Raw genomic sequence first — 19,564 nt, 5'->3', positions numbered from 1 at the left:
GGTCATACATTCAGCTGAATAGTAAATAATGACCAATCATCATGCCGTAACGGTATTATTTAATCGTAGTTGCGTTCTTACAGGGCCGAGCAAACCAACAATCGGGGCTGGCGAGCTAACTAAGCTAGGACCGGAACTTCACTACAAAATCGTAGAAAAAAAGACGCCGTTGTCAGACATGATAAACGCCGACCTTAAGTGTTTCTATCGGCCGATCGACGATCCGGACGATGTTGAAAAGCTCAAATCGGATAATGCTGCTCTCTCATTTGCATTAAATTCAGTTGCCTCCCACTCCCCGATACTGATTGGCGAAACGTACATTTTCAAAAAAGTAAAAGCACAGAAACTAATAACAGTCCTACCTTCTCATAATTATTTTAGCATTCACGAAAGTAACCAACTAAAATTCAAACTTGAGAAAAGCACTACTCCAAAAAAGATTGAAGCGCTTTTTGAGGCTAGCCGAATATCTATCGATAAAGACCCCTCAATACTAATTAGCATGTCTCGCTTCGGGACAGCGTTATTGAGAGCCAATATTGCCGACACGTATTTAGATCTTGCCATTTCTTTGGAAGCATTGCTTCAAGTGAGAGGTGAGTTATCGTATCAGTTTCAGACTGTACTCGCGCATCTAGTCCAGCAGGATACCAGCAAGAGGCTTGAAACAGCAGGTCTCTTGAAAAAATTCTATAATGCGCGCAGCAGGGTGGTGCATGGTGATGCCAAGCCTAAAGATTACCTTTCCGAAGAGGAATTCGATCGGTTCGTCGCAATTGCTAAGTTAGCAGTGCTGTACAAGGTGATGTGGCTCGCCGACCACGATGCTAAAAACTGGCGATCTCACCTTTTGAGTATCGCGGTCGGACAGGAGACACCCAATTGGTGAAAGATCGATTTATGAAAGTTCAGGTACTCCGCGAAACGGTACTGGGTGTAGATGTAGTCCGAGGTTTTGCCCGCTTATGCGACCTGTCGTCCGCATCACAAGCTGACATTTATGATGCGGAAACGAATCCTATGGGCACGCAGCGTGACCTTAGTCCTAAGCATGCAAAAGATGCGTACGAATACGTTACCACTGAGAAACTGGCGTTTTGGCCGGAAATATTTCTTTGCGTGCGAGACAGAGCAGTAATTGACATCATCGAACACGAAGACGGGCTCTGCACTCTCAAGATCGACATGGAGAAAATCCGTCGGTCAAAGGGGATTAAGATATCTCGAGTCGACGGAAACCACCGCCTTCATTACGCGGACGGTCATGCTGAAGGATTTCCACAAGTTACCCGCCCAGTTTCATTCTGCCTAGCAGTAGGGCTCTCTCGCGATCAGGAGATCAAACTGTTCCGAGACATTAACAACAACCAACGCCGGATGAATACCAGTCACCTCGACAACATTGCGGTTCGCCTAACAGGCGAAAAGAGGTTAAGGGTCGAAGATCCCCATCTCTACATCGCCAATCACCTGTCTTCCGACGAAGATAGCCCGTTAGCTGGCATTGTTTTTTCTGGCGGGAAATCTAGTTCAGCGAAATTCATTCCCCTCAGAACGCTCAAGACCGGGTTGGAGTATATGTTCTCCAGACCGTCTCGATTGAGTGCGATTGATGACATCGACGTTCAGATTAAGCTGATTAAAAATTATTTTGATGCACTATACAGCTGGCAACCCGAGGCGTGGGAGGAGCCTAAGCAATATTTGATGCTTCGCGGCGCGGGATTTTGGGGTATCTGTTTCCTAGGTGCTGAGATAATCGACCGATGTCTGGCGAATGGCGCTTACAAGCCGAAAGATATGCTCAAACTTCTCAAGTCAGGAATTGACTGGGAATGGCATCGAGACGGGTCCTTCAAGGGTCTTAGTGGTCGAGCGGGCGCTCTGAAAATACGCGACATGATTGTAGCCGAATTAGAGGATGAGAGCGGCGCATCCTTGAAATCTATTGCGGCGCAAATCGCTAAAGACCTCTGATCCCACACCAATCCACCTGCACGCCCTCTTCCAGCGGCCGGGCCAGCCCGTCGCGGGAGAGCAGCCAGCCGACATGCTCGCCGTCTAGATAGACATGGGCGCGAAGGCGCCCATAGCGGTCCGGGCCTTCGGGCAGGAAGGTCACCTTGGAGCCTGCCTCGAACAGGTCGCGCGCCCGGGCCTCTGTCTTCTGGCCGAGCGAGTCCTCTGCCGCACATGCCGCCGCATCGCCTGTCTCAGGACTGTCCCACCCGATCAGGCGGAGCCGCACCCGCTCTTCCCGGCCCGAGCCTGAGAGCCGCCGCAGCTCGAACGTGTCGCCATCCACGGCGAGCAGGTCGCGCACCGGCACGCTGACGCAGGTTGCATCCGTGGTCTCACAGAGATTGACCGGCTTGTCATAAGCGCTCCCCGCCCCGCCGCACGCGGCGAGCGCAAGAAGTCCCGCGCCCAGGATCAGATATCTCATGCCGAATGCCCCTTGCTGCCGCCCGGCGAAGAGATTGGGCGGATGCGCCCGGAACGGTCAAGACTATCGCCCCCTTCTCCCGGACGCGGGAGAAGGGCGGGGATGAGGGCTGCAACGTTCGTGATTGGCGGTACCTCTTCACTAGCAGCAACCTCGGCGCCCTCACCCCTACCCCTTCCCGCAATCGGGAGAGGGGAAAGCTGCGGCCTCCCATGCGGCACGCTCCCCATCCCTCAAACCCGGCATGGGGACAGAAAAAATCCGTCCCCCTCCCCGCGCATTGCCCCCTAGACTTCCCGGCCATGAGCAGACCGGGTTTCATAGAGGCGGGCCTTGCCGCCATGCGCGATGCGCTGGAGATCGCCGCCGAGAGAGCGGGGCTCATCCTGCAGCGCTATGAGCTTACGCGCGCCGCTGCCCGCGCCTTCCGCGCCAGGGTGCGTGAGCTTGAGACCCTGCTGCGCCGCCTCCTCGTCCTGATGGCGGCGGAGCTCGAGGTGCGCGCGACCGACACCCCGCGCCTCCCGGCGGAAGCCGGCCCCCCCTGCCACCAGACACCCCATCAGGACACGCCCGGCGCGGGCGAGGCCTGCTTGCCTGCAGACCCAAGGCAAAACCGCCGCCCAGGCGGCTACCGTTTCGTGCTGCTGCCTGTCCTGACCTTTGACCTCGACGCGCCCGACCGGTTCGCCGGCCTGGTGCGCACTGCGCCAAAGCCTCCCGACCGAACACCGCTGATGCACCGTTACGCCACCCTGCGTGCCCTGCTCAGCAACCCGGCCCCGCTTGCCCGCCGCATGGCGCGCCATCTCGCCCGGCTGAAAGCGGCCGGGGAGCCAAGGCCGGTCTGCCTGCCCCAGCCCGGCCTGCACCGGTTCGAAGCGGCCCTCGCGACCTTCGCCCTGGCGCTCCCGCTGGAAATCGCTGAAGCCCTCGGCGGCTGGTACGATAGCGGCTAGGGTAAGAGGGCTCATGTCCGGGGACGGGCGGGACACGAAACCAGCCCACTCAATACATTGACCTTTTGTGCTCATCCTGAGCGAAGTCGAAGGACGCGTACAAAAGCCCGCGCCCGCCCCGTCAAAGGGCGGAACACCGGCGCATCCGGAACTCTCCTGTCGCGGTCCGCATTCTAGATGTGACAGTCAGACAAAGGATCCGCCCATGGCCGACGCGCCCGGAAAGAACACCCCCCTCATCGCCGCCGCCGCGCTGGTCGGCACCGGCGTCCTGCTGCGCCAGTGGAAGCCGACCCTGCTCGACCTGCCCGATGCGAAGAAGAAGCGCCCGCATCTCGACCGCGGGGTGAGCCGCAAGGTCCGCAAGGCACGCGACGGCGTGGCGAAACTGGCGCTGCCATCCAACATGCTGAATTCGCTGGGCAATTCCCTCCTCGTGCTCGGCAGCGGCCTGGCCCTTCTGCGACTCGCGGATGAGGTGGTCGACGAGAATGAGCGGTTGTTCTAGCCGCCGGTCGGGGGCTGCGTTCAGGAAACACGCCCCATTTTAACACAGGTCAGGCTTTCTCTTCGGACACGATCCCGGCTAGGTACTTGCATGGCGCCCGCCATTGCGCGCGAAAAGGCCGAGGGGATTGATGTTCGAACTGGTTGTCCTGCATGAGTGTGACCCAAAACGGGTCGCACACTTCCTGACGATCAATCGCGAGCGTTTCCGGCCCTTTGCGCCGACGCGTTCGGAGCATTACTACACCAATTCCCACTGGCGCGCGGCCTGCAAGCGCTCCAGGCTGGAATGGCGCGAAGGGCGGGCCTACCGCTTTGTGATCATTCACAAAAACACCGAAGTTATCGGCAAGATCGACCTCGACCATATCCGCCGCGGTCCTTTCTCCACCGGCGACCTCGGCTATCTCCTCGACCGGCGCCATGAGGGCCAGTCCATCATGCGCCGCGCCATGGAAGAAGTGCTCTCCATGGCCTTCACCGATTTCAGGCTGAACCGGGTCCAGGCTGCGATCATGCCGCAGAACACCCGCTCCAGCGGGCTGGTGAAACGGCTGGGTTTCCGCGAGATCGGCCTCGCAGAGCGCTATCTCAAACTCGACGGCGAGTGGCGCGATCACCTGCTTTTCGAGATGGTCGCCCGCCGGCCGGAAAAGACCGAGACGGCGCCGCAGAAGGTGGAAGCCGCGCCTGAAAAGCCTGCTGAAACAGAAGCGCGCGAAACGACCGATCAGGACGCCTGACCGGTCTGTTTCCAATCGCGAAATTGCACACCCTCCATTAACAGGGCTATGATACGCAGAAGTATTCGCGAGGCCGTGCCCGATCATGCAGCGTCCCGGACGATCAAGGTCCGCAAGGGTGACCCGGTGATCAGCGCCGGCCCGAACCCGATTGCAGGCCTGAACCATGGTTGACGACAACACAGCAGACAGCGACGAGCGCCACCTTCCGCGCCTGACCCGCCTTCCCTCTCCCGGCTCGCCCTCAAGCGACCTCGACGCACTCGACAGCGCCAGCGGTGAGGGGAAGGTTTTTCTCTGGGTGGCAATTGGCGCGGCCGTGGCCTGGTGGCTCGCCGCTTTTGCCGGCATGTTTGCCCTGACCGGCAGCGCGCAGCTCTCGGCCCTGCCGCCGGCCGCGCTGTTTGCCGGGGCGGTTGCCCTCTTCATTCCCGGTCTTCTCATTCTGATGGCGGGCTTTCTCGCAAAGGCCCATGCGCGCGCCTCGGCAGCCAATGCCGTCGTGCTTCGCGCCGCCGCGAGGCTGCTCTCGCCCATCGAGACCAGCGGACAGGAAGCGCGCACCTTTGCCGACCTGATGAAAACCTCTGCGGGAGAGGTCGACCGCGCCATGGCGCATGCGCTCTCTTCGATGAAAGCCATGTCCGGGGAGATTTCAGAGGAAAGACTGCGGCTGGAAACGGTCGCCCATGAGGCTGCCAAACAGGCCGGTGAACTCTCAGTGCGCCTGTCGACCGAACGCGAAGCCCTGCAGTCACTTGGCGACGATATACGCCAGCAGAGCGAGATCATGAGCGACGCCATCCCTCGCCAGGCCGAGAAAATGCGCGACTCGGCCCGCCAGGCCGCATCCGACATTGCAGAGGCCGATGAGGACCTCGAAAACCGGCTGGGCGAACTTCGCCAGGCCAGCGCCACGCTGAGCGAGCGTGTTTCCGCGCTGGATGAAATGTCGGTGGAAGCGACCAAGCGCAGCGAGTCGCTGATCTTCGCCGTTTCGCGGATGGAGGAAAAGCTCGAACAGTCGCGCAAGATGGTGGACCAGGCGCTTCGTGCGAGCGAGATGGTGGCGGCAAGCGCATCGACGACCGGGGACCGGATTACCGAAGCGGTCTCGGCGGCGATGGAAAATGCGCGCAGCGCGTCACAGGATATACAGGCGCAAGCCCGGGATGCCGCGGAGCAGGCTGCCCAGACCCTCGCCCGGCTCAAGCGCGCAGGCGAAGAAGCCGCTGAGGTGGTCCATAAGGCCCGCGCCGACGCCGAAGCCCTTTCGAGGCTGAACATAACCACCCGCCCTCCTCAGTCCGAGCCGGCAGAGCATATATCGGCCGACGATCAGGCGGAGAATGTTTTCGAGGAGACATCAGAGCGTTTCGACCCCGCCCCGGCGCCAAAGCAGACACGGGAAGAAACCGACAGTGATCTCTTCTGCTCCGGCCAGGAAAGCGTTTCAGGCTATGACGAGACTGAAACAGATGAGCCGGATGAGGCAGGACCCGCGTCTTTCGCCCGCGAAGCATCTTCTCCACGTCCCAGCTGGAAGGACCGTATTCCACCTTATCTCAAGCCGGTCGGCGGCAGCGAAGCCATCGATTTCGAAGAGGAAGGCGAGGACGAGGCCGCTGGCGATGAGGCAGAGGCCCCTGCGTCCGAACCCGAAACGCCCCGCAGACATGCGGAAGAAACCGGCCGGCGCGAGCGCTGGAGCAACATCCTTGCCGATGTCGAGCGGGAGGAAGATCATCCGCACCTGCCGCGCGAGGAAAATGCCGAGGAGATGATCCACCGGCTGATGGAGTCCGGCATCCGGCTGACAGAAATCTTCCGCCCGCGCGACAAGAAAAAAATCGCCAGCGCCGCGCGCAAGGGCGAAGGGCTACGCCGCAAGGCCGTGGTCGACGCCGCCTCCCGGCAAGTCCAGCGGGTCCAGAAACGGCTCGATAGCGACGAAGACCTCATGATGATTGCGCGGGAATTCCTCAGCGTGGAAGAGGCCGACGCGCTGAGCGCTCTCGACAAGACGAGCAATTCATCGAGAAATGCCAGTGCGCGCCTCTCGGCTTTTCTGCTGATCGATGCCGCACTAGGTTAGGACGCATGGCCGTCCGCGCACCGAAAAACCTTGCCAGCCGAGTCCAGGAGGCCGAGGCCAAATCGCCTCTGGAAGCTGAGATCGCTGCAGAACAGGCCAGCGCCCTCGGCCGGTCCGGGCAGCGGGTTTCGCAGGCACTTGCGGCCTACAGGCAGGCGCTTGAAACCGGAAATTATGAGACGGAAAGGGACCGCGCGGTAGAAACGGTCTATGGGTTTCTGATCCAGCGGGAATTTCTTGGCCTTCGCGACCGCGCCGCGATCATTCGCGACTACGATATCCCCCGAGAAATCATCTCGCGCCTCGGAACCTCGCCCAAACGGCTTTGACCGGGATCAATAGCCGTATAGCTAGCCGCAACAGGCACGTATGATCGGAGTTTGGTGACCTCAATGAATGCCCGCAGCCGCAATCTTCTAGGCGTCTTCCTGTTCTTCGTCCTCATCCTTGCCCCGTTTGCGCAGGGCCAGCAGTCGTCCAGCGAGAAGATCAGCCAGGACCTCGAAGAGATCGAGACCGAGCTCACCAGCGTCAACGAAACTCTCTCTTCCATTTCCAGCGACTTTGAGAAAAGCGATACGCCCGATCAGATGAGCCGTCAGATCGCCAGGCTTTCCAGCCTGCGCGACAAGATTACGACGCTTGAGCAACGTGCCATCTCAATCAGGTCCGATTCCCGCGAAGCGCTGGATGCGGTTGCCGATCTTATTCCTGCGGAGGAAGAGGAAGAGCCCGGCCAGACATCCGGGCAAACGTCGGATGCTGTGCCGGAATCGTCTGAAACCGCTGCGGCCCGGCTCAAGGAGAGCGCGCTTGCGGAGGTCACGGCCCCCTTCCGGGACATAAACAGGCGCGCCAGTGTCGCCGCAGCCAATGCACGCCTCGCGGATATCGATGCGCGCCGCCTGCTGGACAGCATCTCCAGAAGCCGGGAAAATGTCTTTGTCTCCTCTGTTACCAAGCGGGGGCTATCCCCCATCAAACCGGAAGTCTGGGCGGGTGCCATTCAGGCCGTGGATGATGTCTGGTCTGAACTGACGCGCGAGATAACGGACTGGCGCGATGCGCAGGTTGAGAAGGGCACGCCCTACCCCCTCTTGATCCTGTTCGGTATCTCCTTCCTGCTTCTCGCAGGCCTCCTCCTCCTCTATCGGAGCTTCTATCGCTGGGAGCTGACCAAGAATACGGAAACGCGCCCGAGCCGGCAGACCGTGGCGCAGCTTGCCATGGCGAGTTTCCTTGCGCGCTTCGTCACGGCATTTGCCGTGGTGCTTGCCCTCAATGGCGTTGCCTACCTGCTCGGCATGAACTTGCTCGAAAGCGAAGCTGGCCGTTCGCTTGCCTTCGTCACCATCGCCGTTCTCTGCATGCGGGCGCTCGTGTCTGCTGTGATGGCGCCGCGGACCACCGCCTTCCGGCTGATCGGTGTCGGCGATCAGGCCGCCAGCGCCATAAGCCTGTCCTTCATCGTCCTTGTGGTCGCCTTTGCGATTGAATCGACGCTGACCGCCTCCGGCGCGCTCGCCTCGCCTGGCGAGCAACTCATAGCCGTTCGAACCTTCTGTCTGGCCCTGCTCACGGGTGGGCTGCTCATCTGGCTGGCCGTACGGATGAAAGCGAAGACCGAGCGCGGCAAATCTGTGCGACGGATTGTGATCCGCTGGGCGATCATCGCGACGGCGATCCTCATCATGGCTAGCTCATTGCTGGGCTATCATTCCCTCTCGAGATTCGTCGTCGAGCGTCTGATCCTGCTTTCCATCCTGCTTTTGATCGCCATCCTGGTGCGCGAATTCATGCGGGCCACGGCGTTGAAATTCCTCTCTGGCGTGGAGGAGGAGCGCCGCTACGAGTCGGCGCGCGACAAGGATGACGAGGATGAGCCCACTGAAATGAATTCGGAGTTCTGGATTCGCATCAGTGTGGATACGCTGGTCGTCCTGCTCATCCCCCCATTCCTCCTGCTCGCGATGGGCATCCCTGCCTCCGAGCTGTGGAACGAGCTCCGCTGGTTGTTGTCGGGCTTTGAGATTGCTGGCCAGCGGATTTCACTTGGCAGCATTCTTTCCGCCATCCTGACCGTTATTGCGATTATAGTCGCCACGCGCCTGATCCAGCGCACACTCGAGCGCCAGATTCTTCCCAAGTCGCAGATCAGCTCCGGGGCGGCCAATTCGCTGGTGACGCTGCTCGGTTATGCGGGCGTCACTATCGCCTTCATCTCTGCGATCGGCGTGGTCGGGTTCGACCTCTCCAGCCTCGCCATCATTGCCGGTGCGCTGTCTGTCGGTATCGGGTTTGGCCTCCAGAGCATCGTCAGCAATTTCGTGGCGGGTCTTATCCTGCTGTTTGAGCGCCCCTTCAAGATCGGCGACTGGATCGTGACGCCCTCGGGCGAAGGCACCGTCCAGAAGATCAATGTCCGCGCCACCGAAGTCCTGACCTTCGACCGTCGGTCTATCATTGTCCCGAATGCCGAACTGGTTAGCAACGCGTTTGGCAACTGGACCCACAAGAGTTCTGTCATGCGGATCGCTGTGGGCGTGGGCGTGAAATACGGCACCGACACGCGCAAGGTCGAAAAGGCGATCATGGAGATCGCTGAGGCCAATCACTACATTCTGCGTGAACCGCCGCCCTATGTCATTCTGAAGGAGTTCGGCGATAGCTCGGTCAATTTCGAGCTCCGGGCCTATATCATCGCCGACCACATCGTCATTGCACCTTCGGAGCTAAAGCACGAGATTGCCCGCGTCTTCGAGCGTGAGGATATCGTCATCCCCTTCCCTCAGCGCGATATTCACTTCGACTGGCCGGACGCCCCCGCGAAGCTGCAGCGGCCTGATCAGGGCGACGAGGACGGCGCATCAGCAGAAGAAGAAGACAGCGAGACGAGCGAACGGCCCTCGAAAGAAAACGAGGCCCGCGCCGCAGAGGAAAGGGACGATACCGGCTAGGTGTCTTTTGCCACTTCGGCGGACCCGTGAAGCCCAGCCGGCCTCGAAATGATCAGACCATACGTTCCTTGGTCGAGGTGAAGGTCAGGTCCGGGTTCTTCTCCTGGACATAACCGACATCCCAGCTGTTCTTGCCGAGATAGACCGGAGCGCCGTCGAGATCGGTACCGGTGCTGCCGCGGTTCTTCTCCATGAACGCTTCGAGCTTGGCCGGATCGTCCGCCGAAATCCAGCGGGCCACATTATACTGGGCCTGTTCGAACACGACTTCGAGATTGTATTCAGCGGCAACGCGCTCTGCCATCACATCGATCTGCAGCGAGCCGACCGCGCCGACGATCATGTCGGAGCCAAGTGCGGGGGTGAAAAGCTGGGTCACGCCTTCTTCAGCCAGGCTCTCAAGGGCCTTGCGCAAGTGCTTGGATTTCATCGGATCCTTGGGCCGGGCGCGGCGCAGGATTTCCGGGGCGAAGTTCGGGATGCCCTGGAATTTGATCTCGCCGCTTTCGGACAGGCTGTCGCCGACACGCAGCTGGCCATGGTTCGGTACACCAATCACGTCGCCGGCATAGGCGGTCTCTGCGATCTCACGGTCCTGGGCAAGAAACATCAGCGGAGCGTGGATATTGATCTGCTTGTTCGAGGTCGTCTTGAGGCGCATGCCGCGCTTGAACTCACCCGAGCAGAGGCGAAGAAAGGCCACGCGGTCGCGGTGGTTGGGGTCCATGTTCGCCTGGATCTTGAAGACAAAGCCCGAAACAGTCTTGTCCGAACGCTCCACCGTGATCGGCTGGTCCTTCTTCTCCGCCTTCTGGTCGCGGGGACCGGGGGCGAACTCGGCCAGTGTGGAGAGAAGCTCATTAACGCCGAAGTGGCGCAGGGCAGAGCCAAAGACGACCGGTGTCATATGGCCTTCTTCATAGGCCTTGCGGTCGAAATCGGGCAGCGCTTCGCTGGCAAGCTCCGCGCCCTCTTCCAGCTCATCCATGACCATGGTGTCGATGGTGCCGCGGGCTTCCTGCATGCCGATCCGGTGGCTCGGGCCGACATCGGCCTGCTGGTCGGCTGTCTTCTTGCGGAAGGAGACGAAGTCACCCTTGCGAAGATCCTTCATGCCGGCAAAGCGCTGGCCGGAAGCGGCCGGCCAGTAAAGCGGCGAGGTGTCGAGCTGCAGCTTGTCCTGGATCTCGTCAAGGAGCTCCAGCGGGTCGAGCGCCTCGCGGTCCATCTTGTTGATGAAAGTCGTGATCGGGATGTCGCGCATCCGGCAGACTTCAAAGAGTTTCAACGTCTGCGGCTCGATGCCCTTGGCGGCGTCCAGAACCATGACGGCGGAGTCGGCGGCCGTCAGCGTGCGGTAGGTGTCTTCGGAAAAGTCTTCGTGGCCCGGCGTGTCGAGCAGATTGAAGACGAGATTGTCATGCTCGAACGTCATGACGGAGGCCGAGACGGAGATGCCGCGGTCGCGTTCGATCTTCATCCAGTCCGACTGGGTGCGGCGGCGTTCCCCGCGCGCGGCGACCTGACCGGCCAGACGGATGGCGCCGCCAGCCAGCAGCAGGTTCTCCGTCAGCGTCGTCTTGCCGGCGTCCGGGTGCGAAATAATGGCGAATGTCCGCCTGCGGGCGGCTTCTTCAGAAGGGCTCAAACTCATGGCCCGCCGGATAAAAGGGAATGGCGGTCTTGTCGAGATGGAGCCGCCAGCAGGGCGCCGATTGCCTTGTCGGCGCGGGTACGGCTAGGGTGCGCCCAGCGAGGGAATATAAGGAATTGCGCATGTCCGACACGGTAACGACCGGCGAACAGAAAGGCTTTCTCGGCTGGGTGGAGAAAACGGGCAACAAACTGCCCGACCCGGTTTTCATCTTTTTCTATCTGATCATCGCGCTGATGATCGTCTCGCAGATCTGCGCCTGGGCGGGGGTTTCGGCCTTCCACCCCAGCCTGACCAATCCGGATGGCACCCCGCAGCTGGAAGAGGCGCGAAGCCTTTTCTCGCCGGAGAACATCCAGCAGCTCTGGGTCGAGATGCCGACCACGTTCACGCACTTCCATCCACTCGGCTATGTGCTGGTGGTGATGCTGGGCGCCGGTGTGGCAGAGCGCTCAGGCCTGTTCGGCAGCGCCATCCGGGGGGCGGTCCGCAATGCGCCGAAATCCCTGCTGACGCCGCTCGTTGCGCTGATCGCCATGCTGTCCAACCATGCCGCCGATGCCGGCTATGTCGTGATGATCCCGCTGGCCGCGATCATCTTTGCCTCAGCCGGGCGTCACCCCCTGGCGGGGATCGCGGCGGCGTTCGCCGGTGTGTCGGGCGGCTTTTCCGCGAACATCACGCCTGGCCAGCTCGATGCGCTGCTCTTTGGCATTACCGAAAGCGCCTATGAGGCCAGCAATATCGATGGCGGCTGGAGCGTGAACTTTGCCGGCAACTGGTACTTTATCGGCGTCCTTCTCTTCATCTATCTGCCGGTCATCTGGATGGTGACCGACAAGATCATCGAGCCGCGTCTTGGCAAGTGGGTACCGGACGAAGACAGCGACATGAAGAATTATGGCGATGAGGACAAACCGCTCACCGCTGGCGAGAAAAAGGGCCTTGGCCGCGCCGGGCTGGCCATCCTGGGCGTCGTTGCGCTCTGGGTCTTCATGACGATCGGGCCGGGTACCCCGCTTCTGGCGGATGGGCCGGGCAATGAGGATGCCGCCTGGTATGTTCAGGCCGGTCCGCTCTTCCGCTCTCTCGTGGCCGCCTTCCTTGTGCTCTTCCTCGCCGCAGGCTGGGCCTATGGCTCCTCGGCCGGGACGATCAAGAACCACCGCGACCTAGTGAACATGATGGCCGGCGGGATGAAGGATATGGCTTATTATCTCGTACTCGCCTTCGCCGCGGCGCATTTCGTGGCGATGTTCGGCTGGTCGAACCTTGGCCTGATCTCGGCGGTCCACGGCGCCGAGGCGATCAACAATAGCGGGCTTCCGCTGCCCGCCGTGCTGGGCATGATCGTCCTCTTCTCGGCAGCACTGAACCTGTTTGTCGGGTCCGCCAGTGCGAAATGGGCGCTGCTCGCGCCTGTGCTGGTGCCGATGCTCATGCTGGTCGGGATCAGCCCGGACGGGGCAACCGCCGCCTACCGCGTGGGCGACGGGGCGACCAATATCATCACCCCGCTCATGGTCTATTTCCCGCTCATCCTGGTCTTCGCGCAGCGCTGGCAGAAGAGTTTCGGCCTTGGCAGCCTGACGGCCATGATGATCCCCTATTCCATCTGGATGCTGATTTCAGGCGTGATCCTGATGATGATCTGGCTCTTCCTCGGCTTCGATCTTGGACCAGGCGCCCCGGCGCAAATACCTGTGCCGGGCTCTGCGGGCTAGGGTCACCTCACCAAAAGCAAAGCGCCGCCAGTTTGTCGCTGGCGGCGCTTTTTTACTCGGCAGAGAAGGCGCGGTCTCAGACGCCGTGAATTTCACCCGCGGCGGCTTCGGCCTTGATCCATTTGATGAAGGCCCGAACATCGTCTGACTGATGGCGCCCCTTCGGCCAGACGATCCAGTAGCCGAAATCGATACTGGTCGACCCATCGGCAAAAGGCGCCACGAGGCGGCCTGCAGCCATATCGGAAGAGGCAATCGCCCGCTTGGCAAGCACAATGCCTCGCCCGGAGGCGGCTGCCTCAATCGCCAGCGATGACTGGTTGAACCGGGGCCCGCGCTGGCCGTTGACCTTTTCGCCTACCCCGCGCGCGGCAAGCCAGCTGGTCCAGTCCGGACAGGACGGGTCCTGCTCGGTGCTCTCATCGTGGATGAGCGTGTGTTTGGCGAGGTCTTCTGGCTTCTTGATGGCATCAGAGCCTTCAAGCAGTCGCGGCGAGCAGACCGGCAACACAGTCTCTTCCATGAGTTTTTCGGACTTCAGGCCCTCATAGCCGCCCTGCCCATAGCGGATGGCGAAATCAGCGTCTGCCGTGGTGAAGTCGGTGATCGACATATCCGCGGAGATCCACGCCTCGATGCCGGGATTTGAAATGTGAAACCGGTCAAGGCGGGGCGCGAGCCATTTGGCGGCGAATGAAGGGGCACAGGAGACCATGACCCGGCCCTTGCGGGCGGGCTGCTGCATGATGCGGCCAGCTTCGGTAATCCGCGAAAAGGCTTCACGCACTAGCGGCAGGCTCGCCTGCGCCGCATCGGTCAGCAGCACACTGCGCCCGGTGCGTTTGAAGAGCGGCGTGCCGGCATAATCCTCAAGCTGGCGGATATGCTGCGAGATCGCGCCAGGCGTCACATTCAACTCTTCGGCGGCCTTGCTGAATGACAGCCGGCGGGCAGCGGCCTCGAAGGCACGAAGCGCATTCAGCGGTGGCAGGCGGTCATTTTCGGCCATTGAGAACCTCGCATAGTTTATCTAAACGATGGGATCAGGGGTCTACGCTTGCCGGAGGCGGGTCACAAGCCTCATTTTCCGGTAAGTCCAAGCAACGTCCGACATTGTGAGTACAGATGCGTCTCTTCCCAGCCTTCTTCCAGATGGATGGCGCCCAGATCGTTATTTTTGGCGATGGGGTGAATGCCGAGCGCAAGGTTCGCCTTGTTGCCAAGACGCCAGCGCGGATTGCGCTGGTCACCCACACGCTTCCCGACTGGGCGAAATCAGTTGAACAACTCGCCCATGTCGTGCCCGAACAGGCCGGAGAGGCGCTCGGTACCGCGCGCTTTGCCATCATCGCCTGTGACGACGAGGCAGAGCTGCACTGGGCCTATGATCTTGCCCGCGCCTCTGGCGTGCCGGTCAACGTCGTGGACCGCAAGGCGCTCTGCGACTTCACCGTGCCGAGCATTCTGGACCGCGGACAGGTCGTTGCCGCCTTTGCCACGGGCGGCGCGGCGCCGGTCATTGCAAAGGATGTGAGGGCCAAGCTCGAAACCCTGTTGCCGGAGCGGATTGGCGCGCTTGCCGAACTCGCCGAGCGCTGGCGCCCTGCCGTCAAGGAGGCGATCGCCTCGGAAACTGCCCGCCGCCACTTCTGGGAACAGGCCTTGCGCGGGCCTGTGGCCGAAGCGGTCTACGCCAATGATGATGAGCGCGCTGAAAGCCTGATGAGTGAGGCGCTCGCCCGGTTTTCAAGCGAGTCCGGCGCGGAGGATTTTGGACCCGTGCACATCGTTGGCGCGGGTCCGGGTGACCCTGAACTGCTGACACTCAAGGCCTTTCGCCTCATCCAGCAGGCCGACATCGTCTTCCACGACAAGCTCGTTTCTGCCGAAATCATGGACATGGTGCGCCGCGACGCCGATCGCGTGCCGGTCGGAAAGTCGAAGGGCGAGCATCTTGTGCCGCAGGATGGCATTCACGAACTGATGATCGCGGCCGCCCGCGAAGGAAAGCGTGTGGTGCGCCTCAAGGGCGGCGATCCTTTCATCTTCGGGCGCGGCGGCGAAGAAGTCGAAGCCCTGCGCACGGCCGGCATAGAAGCCACCGTGGTGCCCGGTATTTCTTCGGCCATGGGATGCGCGGCGAGCGCGAATGTCCCCCTGACCCACCGCGACCATGCCCAGACCCTGACCTTTGTGACCGGGCATGCGCAAAAAGGCGGGGTGCCGGACCTCGACTGGGAAGGTCTGGCCAAACCGCATCAGACAGTTGTCGTCTTCATGGGGGTCGGAACATCCGCCATCATTTCGCAGAAACTTCGCGAAGCGGGCCTTTCCGGCGAAACGCCCGTCGCCGTCATCGAAAACGGGACGCGGGCGAACGAGACGCGCGGATTCGGCACGCTTGAAGCCCTGCCGCAAATCATCGAAACGAACGGTATCAAGGGCCCGGCCCTTCTCATCATTGGCGAGGTGGCAGGCCTGCCTGCCGAAGCCCGTAATCACTTCATCGCGGAGGCGCTGGCATGACTTCGGTCCGCCCGAAACTGAAACCCGACCAGCCCAAGGCTGTCACTGCCTGGGATACGGCAACCGGCAAAGTCGTCTGGATGGCCGATGATGGCAGCTGGTCTGATGACCCTGCCCGGATCGGCGTCTTCATCGGCGAGGAAGCCGACACCCGGCTGGAACAGGCCTCCAGACAGGAAGGCACCGTCACCGACCCCTATTTCATGCAGGTCACAGAGACCGGCGATGTGGACGGACGCGAAACGCTGCGTGAATCCATCCGCGTCAACGGACCAACGGTACATCCGCAATTCCAGCGGGGCGCCAAATGATCCGGATCCATGGCGACAGTATTTCCGGCAACTGCCTCAAGGTGAAATGGGTCGCAGAGCGTCTCGGCATCGACCATGAATGGGTCGAAGTCGATATCCTGAAGGGCGAGACGCGCTCAGATGCCTTCCTTGCCATCAATCCGTTCGGCCAGGTTCCCGTCGTCGAACTGGAGGATGGCCGTGTCGTCGCGCAATCGAACGCGATCATTTTCTGTCTTGCAGAGGAAAGCGATCTGGTGCCCACGGATGCCTTCGAGCGCGCGAAGATGCTGGAATGGATGTTCTGGGAACAATATTCCCATGAGACCGCCATCGCGGTACGCCGCTTCCAGAAACTCTATGAGAAACGCGCCGAGGAAGACATCGACCCGAACCTGATGGCCAAAGGTCGCCGGGCGCTTGGCCGTATGGAACTGGCGCTTCTCTCAAATGACTGGATCGCCGGCGGGGCATACATGACACTCGCCGATATCTCCCTTCTCGCCTATACCCGTCTTGCTCACGAGGGCGGGTTCGATGTCTCCGAGTTTCCGGCCGTCCACGGCTGGATTGCGCGCTGCGAGCGCGAGCTCGGCCTTCCCCATCTCCATGAGGTTACCGATGTACAGGTATGATGAATTCGACACGCAGATCGTAAAGGAGCGGGTCGAGCAGTTCCGTGGACAGGTGGCGCGCCGCCTGTCCGGTGAGCTGAAAGAAGATGAGTTCAAGCCACTGCGCCTGCAGAACGGGGTCTATCTCCAGCTGCATGCCTATATGCTGCGGATTGCCATTCCCTATGGCCAGCTCAGCCCGCGCCAGATGCGCAAGCTGGCGCATATCGCCCGCACCTATGACCGGGGCTATGGCCACTTCACCACCCGGCAGAACATCCAGTTCAACTGGGTCGCGCTGAAGGACATTCCTGACGTGTTGGCAGAGCTGGCCGAGGTCGAGATGCACGCCATCCAGACCTCCGGCAACTGTATCCGCAACGTCACCAGCGACCATTATGCCGGCGCCACCAAGGACGAAGTCATGGACCCGCGCCCCTGGTGCGAGATCATCCGTCAGTGGTCGACCTTCCATCCGGAATTCGCCTTCCTGCCCCGCAAGTTCAAGATCGCGGTGACGGCGGCTGAACATGACCGCGCCGCGATCAAGGTGCATGACATCGGCCTCAATATGCGCCGCAAGGATGGCGAGGTGGGCTTTGAGGTTCACGTCGGCGGCGGTCAGGGCCGCACGCCGCATATCGCGGCCAAAGTGTCCGACTTCGTGCCCGAGAGTGAATTGCTCGATTATCTCGAGGCCATCATGCGGGTGTATAACCGCTTTGGCCGGCGCGATAACAAGTACAAGGCGCGCATCAAGATCCTGGTGTCCGAAACCGGCGAGGACGAGTTTCGCAAGCTGGTCGAGGAGGAGTTCGCCGCCCAGCGCGACGCGGAAAAGATCGCCCTGCCTCAGGAAGAGATCGACCGCATCCACGCCTATTTCGAACCGCCGAAGCTTGCGGGCAAAGACGCCGTTTCAGAGGCCTTCGACAAGGCGAAGACCGCCGATGCCGCTTTCGCCCGCTGGACGCGGGCGAACCTGCACGATCACAAGGTGGAGGGGTATACGACGGTCACCGTCAGCCTGAAGCCGCTTGGCGTGGCTGCCGGTGATGCGACCGACGCGCAGATGGACGTTATGGCGGACGTCGCAGAGGCCTATGGTCATGGCGACCTTCGCGTCAGCCACGCACAGAATATCGTCCTGCCGCATGTTGCGCTGGATGATGTGTATGAGCTTTACCGCAAGCTGGACGCAGCAGGTCTCGCGACCCCGAATGAAGGGCTGATCTCTGACATGATCGTCTGCCCCGGCCTCGATTATTGCAATCTCGCCAATGCCCGCTCCATCCCGGTCGGCATGGCCATCCAGGAGGCGTTTAGCGACCCGGATGATCAGGCTGACATTGGCAAGTTCCACATCAATATTTCCGGCTGCATCAATGCCTGCGGACACCATCATGTCGGTCATGTCGGCATTCTGGGCGTCGACCGGAAAGGTGAGGAATACTACCAGATCACGCTGGGCGGCCGCGCAGACGAAAAGGCAACCATCGGCCAGATGGCTGGGCCGGGCCTCAAGGCCGACGATGTGCCGGTGGCCCTGAAACGCCTTGTCGACCGCTACCGCGAACTTCGCACAAGCAAGGACGAGACCTTCATCGAGACCTTCGAGCGCGAAGGCATGGAGCCGTTCAAGGACGCGATCTACGCCGGGGCGTAGTCAACGAGGAAAACTCAATAATGCCGCTTATCAAGGACCGCCGCGAAGTCGACGATATCTGGGCCTATGTGCCCGATGACGCCCCGCTTTCACCGGGTGGATGCATTACCGTATCTCTCGCCCGCTTCCGCAGTGAGACAGAGATGCTGCTTGCGAGAAATACTGAGATCGGGGTCCGTCTGGAGCCGGCAGATGATCCGCACGAGCTGGCGGAATTCCTGGACCGGCTGGCGCTGATCGAGGTGAATTTTCCAAAATATACAGACGGGCGCGGCTATTCCCAGGCCCAGCTCCTGCGCCGGCGGTTTGGCTATGAGGGCGAGCTTCGCGCGGTCGGCCACGTCCTGCGAGATCAGATTCTCTATATGAACCGTTCAGGGTTCGACGCTTTTGAGACCGAGCGGGCCGAACTAGCTTCTGTCATAGACGCGCTGGAAGAATTTTCAGCGGTATATCAGCCGGCAGCAGATGGGCGTGTGCCCGTATTTCGCCGCCGGCATGGAAAGGAATAAAGGCGCTTACATGCCCTATGCCGATCAACAGACGCGACTGCAGCAACCCGTTGAGGAACGGCTCGCCCGGCTGAACGGCGAACTGCGACACGCTTCGGCGACCACGATCCTGCGCGCCTCGCTGTTGCGCGAATGGCCGCAAAAACTGACCTATGTGTCCAGCTTTGGCGCCGAAAGCGCCGTGATGCTGGCGCTCATCGCAGATGTCGATCCGGACTTTCCGGTGATCTTCCTTGAGACCGGCCTGCATTTCCCGCAGACGCTGGACTACAAGGACAAGCTGATCGACCAGCTCGGCCTCACCAATGTGCGGGAGACCCCGCCGAATGAGACCGAGCGCAAGGTGCTCGATCCCAAGGACCGTCTCTGGCAGAGCGACCCGGATGCCTGCTGCGCCCTGCGCAAGGTACGTCCGCTGGAACCGGCGCTGGAAGGCTTCGACGCCTGGATTACCGGGCGCAAACGCTTTCATGGCGGTGCCCGTATGAGCCTGCCTGTGTTTGAGCACTCGGCCGGCCGCTTCAAGGTGAACCCGCTGGCGAGCTGGACCCAGGAAGACGTCGACCGCTTCTTCGTGCAGCGCAACCTGCCGCGCCACCCGCTGGTCGATCAGGGCTATCCCTCGATTGGCTGCTGGCCTTGCACCCGCCCGGCCGAGGACCCGTCGGATATCCGCTCTGGCCGCTGGGCCGGCATGGCGAAGACGGAATGCGGCCTCCATGTCGACAAGGCGGAGCGCCCGCGCGTCTTCTAAAGCGGCGCATACCCTCCCCAGAGAATGTGAATTCCCCGTAATCTGCAGTCTTTATTGCAGTTTGCGGGGAACCTTTTTGCCGGTCCTCCCAACTTCTGCCAAATTTTTACGGCA

Annotated in this window: 19 protein-coding genes; 16 read left to right on the top strand and 3 right to left on the bottom strand. The window is 60.9% G+C overall.

Features of this window, described 5'->3' with window-relative positions; translation table 11 throughout:
- The first annotated feature begins 28 nt into the window (after positions 1–28).
- The gene (locus ABNU55_RS11805) at positions 29–892 is read left to right on the top strand and encodes a HEPN domain-containing protein (RefSeq protein WP_290754450.1); all 864 of its coding nucleotides are present in this window, start codon (positions 29–31) and stop codon (positions 890–892) included.
- On the top strand, positions 889–1,980 hold the full coding sequence (locus ABNU55_RS11800; RefSeq protein ID WP_290754451.1) for a DGQHR domain-containing protein: 1,092 nt from the start codon (positions 889–891) through the stop codon (positions 1,978–1,980). The genes ABNU55_RS11805 and ABNU55_RS11800 overlap by 4 nt, the downstream gene beginning before the upstream one ends.
- On the opposite strand, the gene ABNU55_RS11795 is transcribed toward ABNU55_RS11800, so the two are convergent.
- A complete protein-coding gene (locus ABNU55_RS11795; protein WP_290754452.1) occupies positions 1,967–2,449 on the bottom strand; it encodes a thermonuclease family protein in 483 nt (160 codons plus the stop codon). The two genes, ABNU55_RS11800 and ABNU55_RS11795, sit on opposite strands and share 14 nt — an antisense overlap.
- Positions 2,450–2,751: 302 nt before the next feature.
- Here ABNU55_RS11795 and ABNU55_RS11790 point away from each other — a divergent pair, with 302 nt between their 5' ends.
- From ABNU55_RS11790 to ABNU55_RS11760, 7 genes are all read left to right on the top strand, one after another.
- Complete coding sequence (locus ABNU55_RS11790; protein ID WP_290754453.1) at positions 2,752–3,408, top strand: hypothetical protein; 657 nt, start codon at positions 2,752–2,754, stop codon at positions 3,406–3,408.
- Between the two features lie 205 nt (positions 3,409–3,613).
- A complete protein-coding gene (locus ABNU55_RS11785; protein ID WP_290754454.1) occupies positions 3,614–3,916 on the top strand; it encodes a hypothetical protein in 303 nt (100 codons plus the stop codon).
- 130 nt (positions 3,917–4,046) lie between these two features.
- Entirely contained in the window at positions 4,047–4,658 is a 612-nt protein-coding gene (locus ABNU55_RS11780; RefSeq protein ID WP_290754455.1) for a GNAT family N-acetyltransferase, read from the top strand.
- 48 nt (positions 4,659–4,706) lie between these two features.
- Positions 4,707–4,832, top strand: a complete 126-nt coding sequence (locus ABNU55_RS11775; protein ID WP_348764373.1) for a hypothetical protein — start codon at positions 4,707–4,709, stop codon at positions 4,830–4,832.
- Positions 4,825–6,753, top strand: a complete 1,929-nt coding sequence (locus ABNU55_RS11770) for a hypothetical protein (RefSeq protein ID WP_290754456.1) — start codon at positions 4,825–4,827, stop codon at positions 6,751–6,753. Before ABNU55_RS11775 ends, ABNU55_RS11770 begins: the two co-directional genes overlap by 8 nt.
- Before the next feature lie 5 nt (positions 6,754–6,758).
- Positions 6,759–7,082 (top strand): DUF6665 family protein, encoded by a 324-nt coding sequence (locus ABNU55_RS11765; RefSeq protein WP_290754457.1) that lies wholly within the window; start codon positions 6,759–6,761, stop codon positions 7,080–7,082.
- 63 nt (positions 7,083–7,145) lie between these two features.
- Complete coding sequence (locus tag ABNU55_RS11760) at positions 7,146–9,710, top strand: DUF3772 domain-containing protein (RefSeq protein WP_290754458.1); 2,565 nt, start codon at positions 7,146–7,148, stop codon at positions 9,708–9,710.
- 52 nt (positions 9,711–9,762) lie between these two features.
- On the opposite strand, the gene ABNU55_RS11755 is transcribed toward ABNU55_RS11760, so the two are convergent.
- A complete protein-coding gene (locus ABNU55_RS11755; protein WP_290754459.1) occupies positions 9,763–11,364 on the bottom strand; it encodes a peptide chain release factor 3 in 1,602 nt (533 codons plus the stop codon).
- Between the two features lie 122 nt (positions 11,365–11,486).
- Between ABNU55_RS11755 and ABNU55_RS11750 the strand changes: the two genes are divergently transcribed.
- Positions 11,487–13,088 carry an AbgT family transporter gene (locus ABNU55_RS11750; protein ID WP_348764372.1) on the top strand — a complete coding sequence of 534 codons (1,602 nt, stop codon included), beginning with the start codon at positions 11,487–11,489 and terminating at the stop codon, positions 13,086–13,088.
- Between the two features lie 76 nt (positions 13,089–13,164).
- Here ABNU55_RS11750 and gcvA read toward each other — a convergent pair whose 3' ends face one another.
- A complete protein-coding gene (gene gcvA / locus ABNU55_RS11745; protein ID WP_290749030.1) occupies positions 13,165–14,097 on the bottom strand; it encodes a transcriptional regulator GcvA in 933 nt (310 codons plus the stop codon).
- A gap of 116 nt (positions 14,098–14,213) precedes the next feature.
- Between gcvA and cysG the strand changes: the two genes are divergently transcribed.
- From cysG to ABNU55_RS11715, 6 genes are read left to right on the top strand one after another with little or no spacing between them, the layout of a single operon-like run.
- Complete coding sequence (gene cysG, locus ABNU55_RS11740) at positions 14,214–15,614, top strand: siroheme synthase CysG (protein WP_290749032.1); 1,401 nt, start codon at positions 14,214–14,216, stop codon at positions 15,612–15,614.
- Positions 15,611–15,925, top strand: a complete 315-nt coding sequence (locus ABNU55_RS11735; protein ID WP_290749035.1) for a DUF2849 domain-containing protein — start codon at positions 15,611–15,613, stop codon at positions 15,923–15,925. The genes cysG and ABNU55_RS11735 overlap by 4 nt, the downstream gene beginning before the upstream one ends.
- On the top strand, positions 15,922–16,539 hold the full coding sequence (locus ABNU55_RS11730) for a glutathione S-transferase family protein (RefSeq protein WP_290749037.1): 618 nt from the start codon (positions 15,922–15,924) through the stop codon (positions 16,537–16,539). The genes ABNU55_RS11735 and ABNU55_RS11730 overlap by 4 nt, the downstream gene beginning before the upstream one ends.
- Positions 16,526–18,184: a nitrite/sulfite reductase gene (locus ABNU55_RS11725; protein ID WP_290749040.1), complete on the top strand. Its 1,659-nt coding sequence runs from the start codon at positions 16,526–16,528 to the stop codon at positions 18,182–18,184. Before ABNU55_RS11730 ends, ABNU55_RS11725 begins: the two co-directional genes overlap by 14 nt.
- A 20-nt stretch (positions 18,185–18,204) precedes the next feature.
- Positions 18,205–18,696, top strand: a complete 492-nt coding sequence (locus ABNU55_RS11720; RefSeq protein ID WP_290749042.1) for a DUF934 domain-containing protein — start codon at positions 18,205–18,207, stop codon at positions 18,694–18,696.
- A gap of 10 nt (positions 18,697–18,706) precedes the next feature.
- On the top strand, positions 18,707–19,450 hold the full coding sequence (locus ABNU55_RS11715) for a phosphoadenylyl-sulfate reductase (RefSeq protein ID WP_290749045.1): 744 nt from the start codon (positions 18,707–18,709) through the stop codon (positions 19,448–19,450).
- The last annotated feature ends 114 nt before the right edge of the window (positions 19,451–19,564 follow it).

It is taken from the genome of uncultured Henriciella sp. (assembly GCF_964005855.1).
GTDB lineage: Bacteria > Pseudomonadota > Alphaproteobacteria > Caulobacterales > Hyphomonadaceae > Henriciella.
This window is presented reverse-complemented; position numbering and strand designations above follow the sequence as displayed.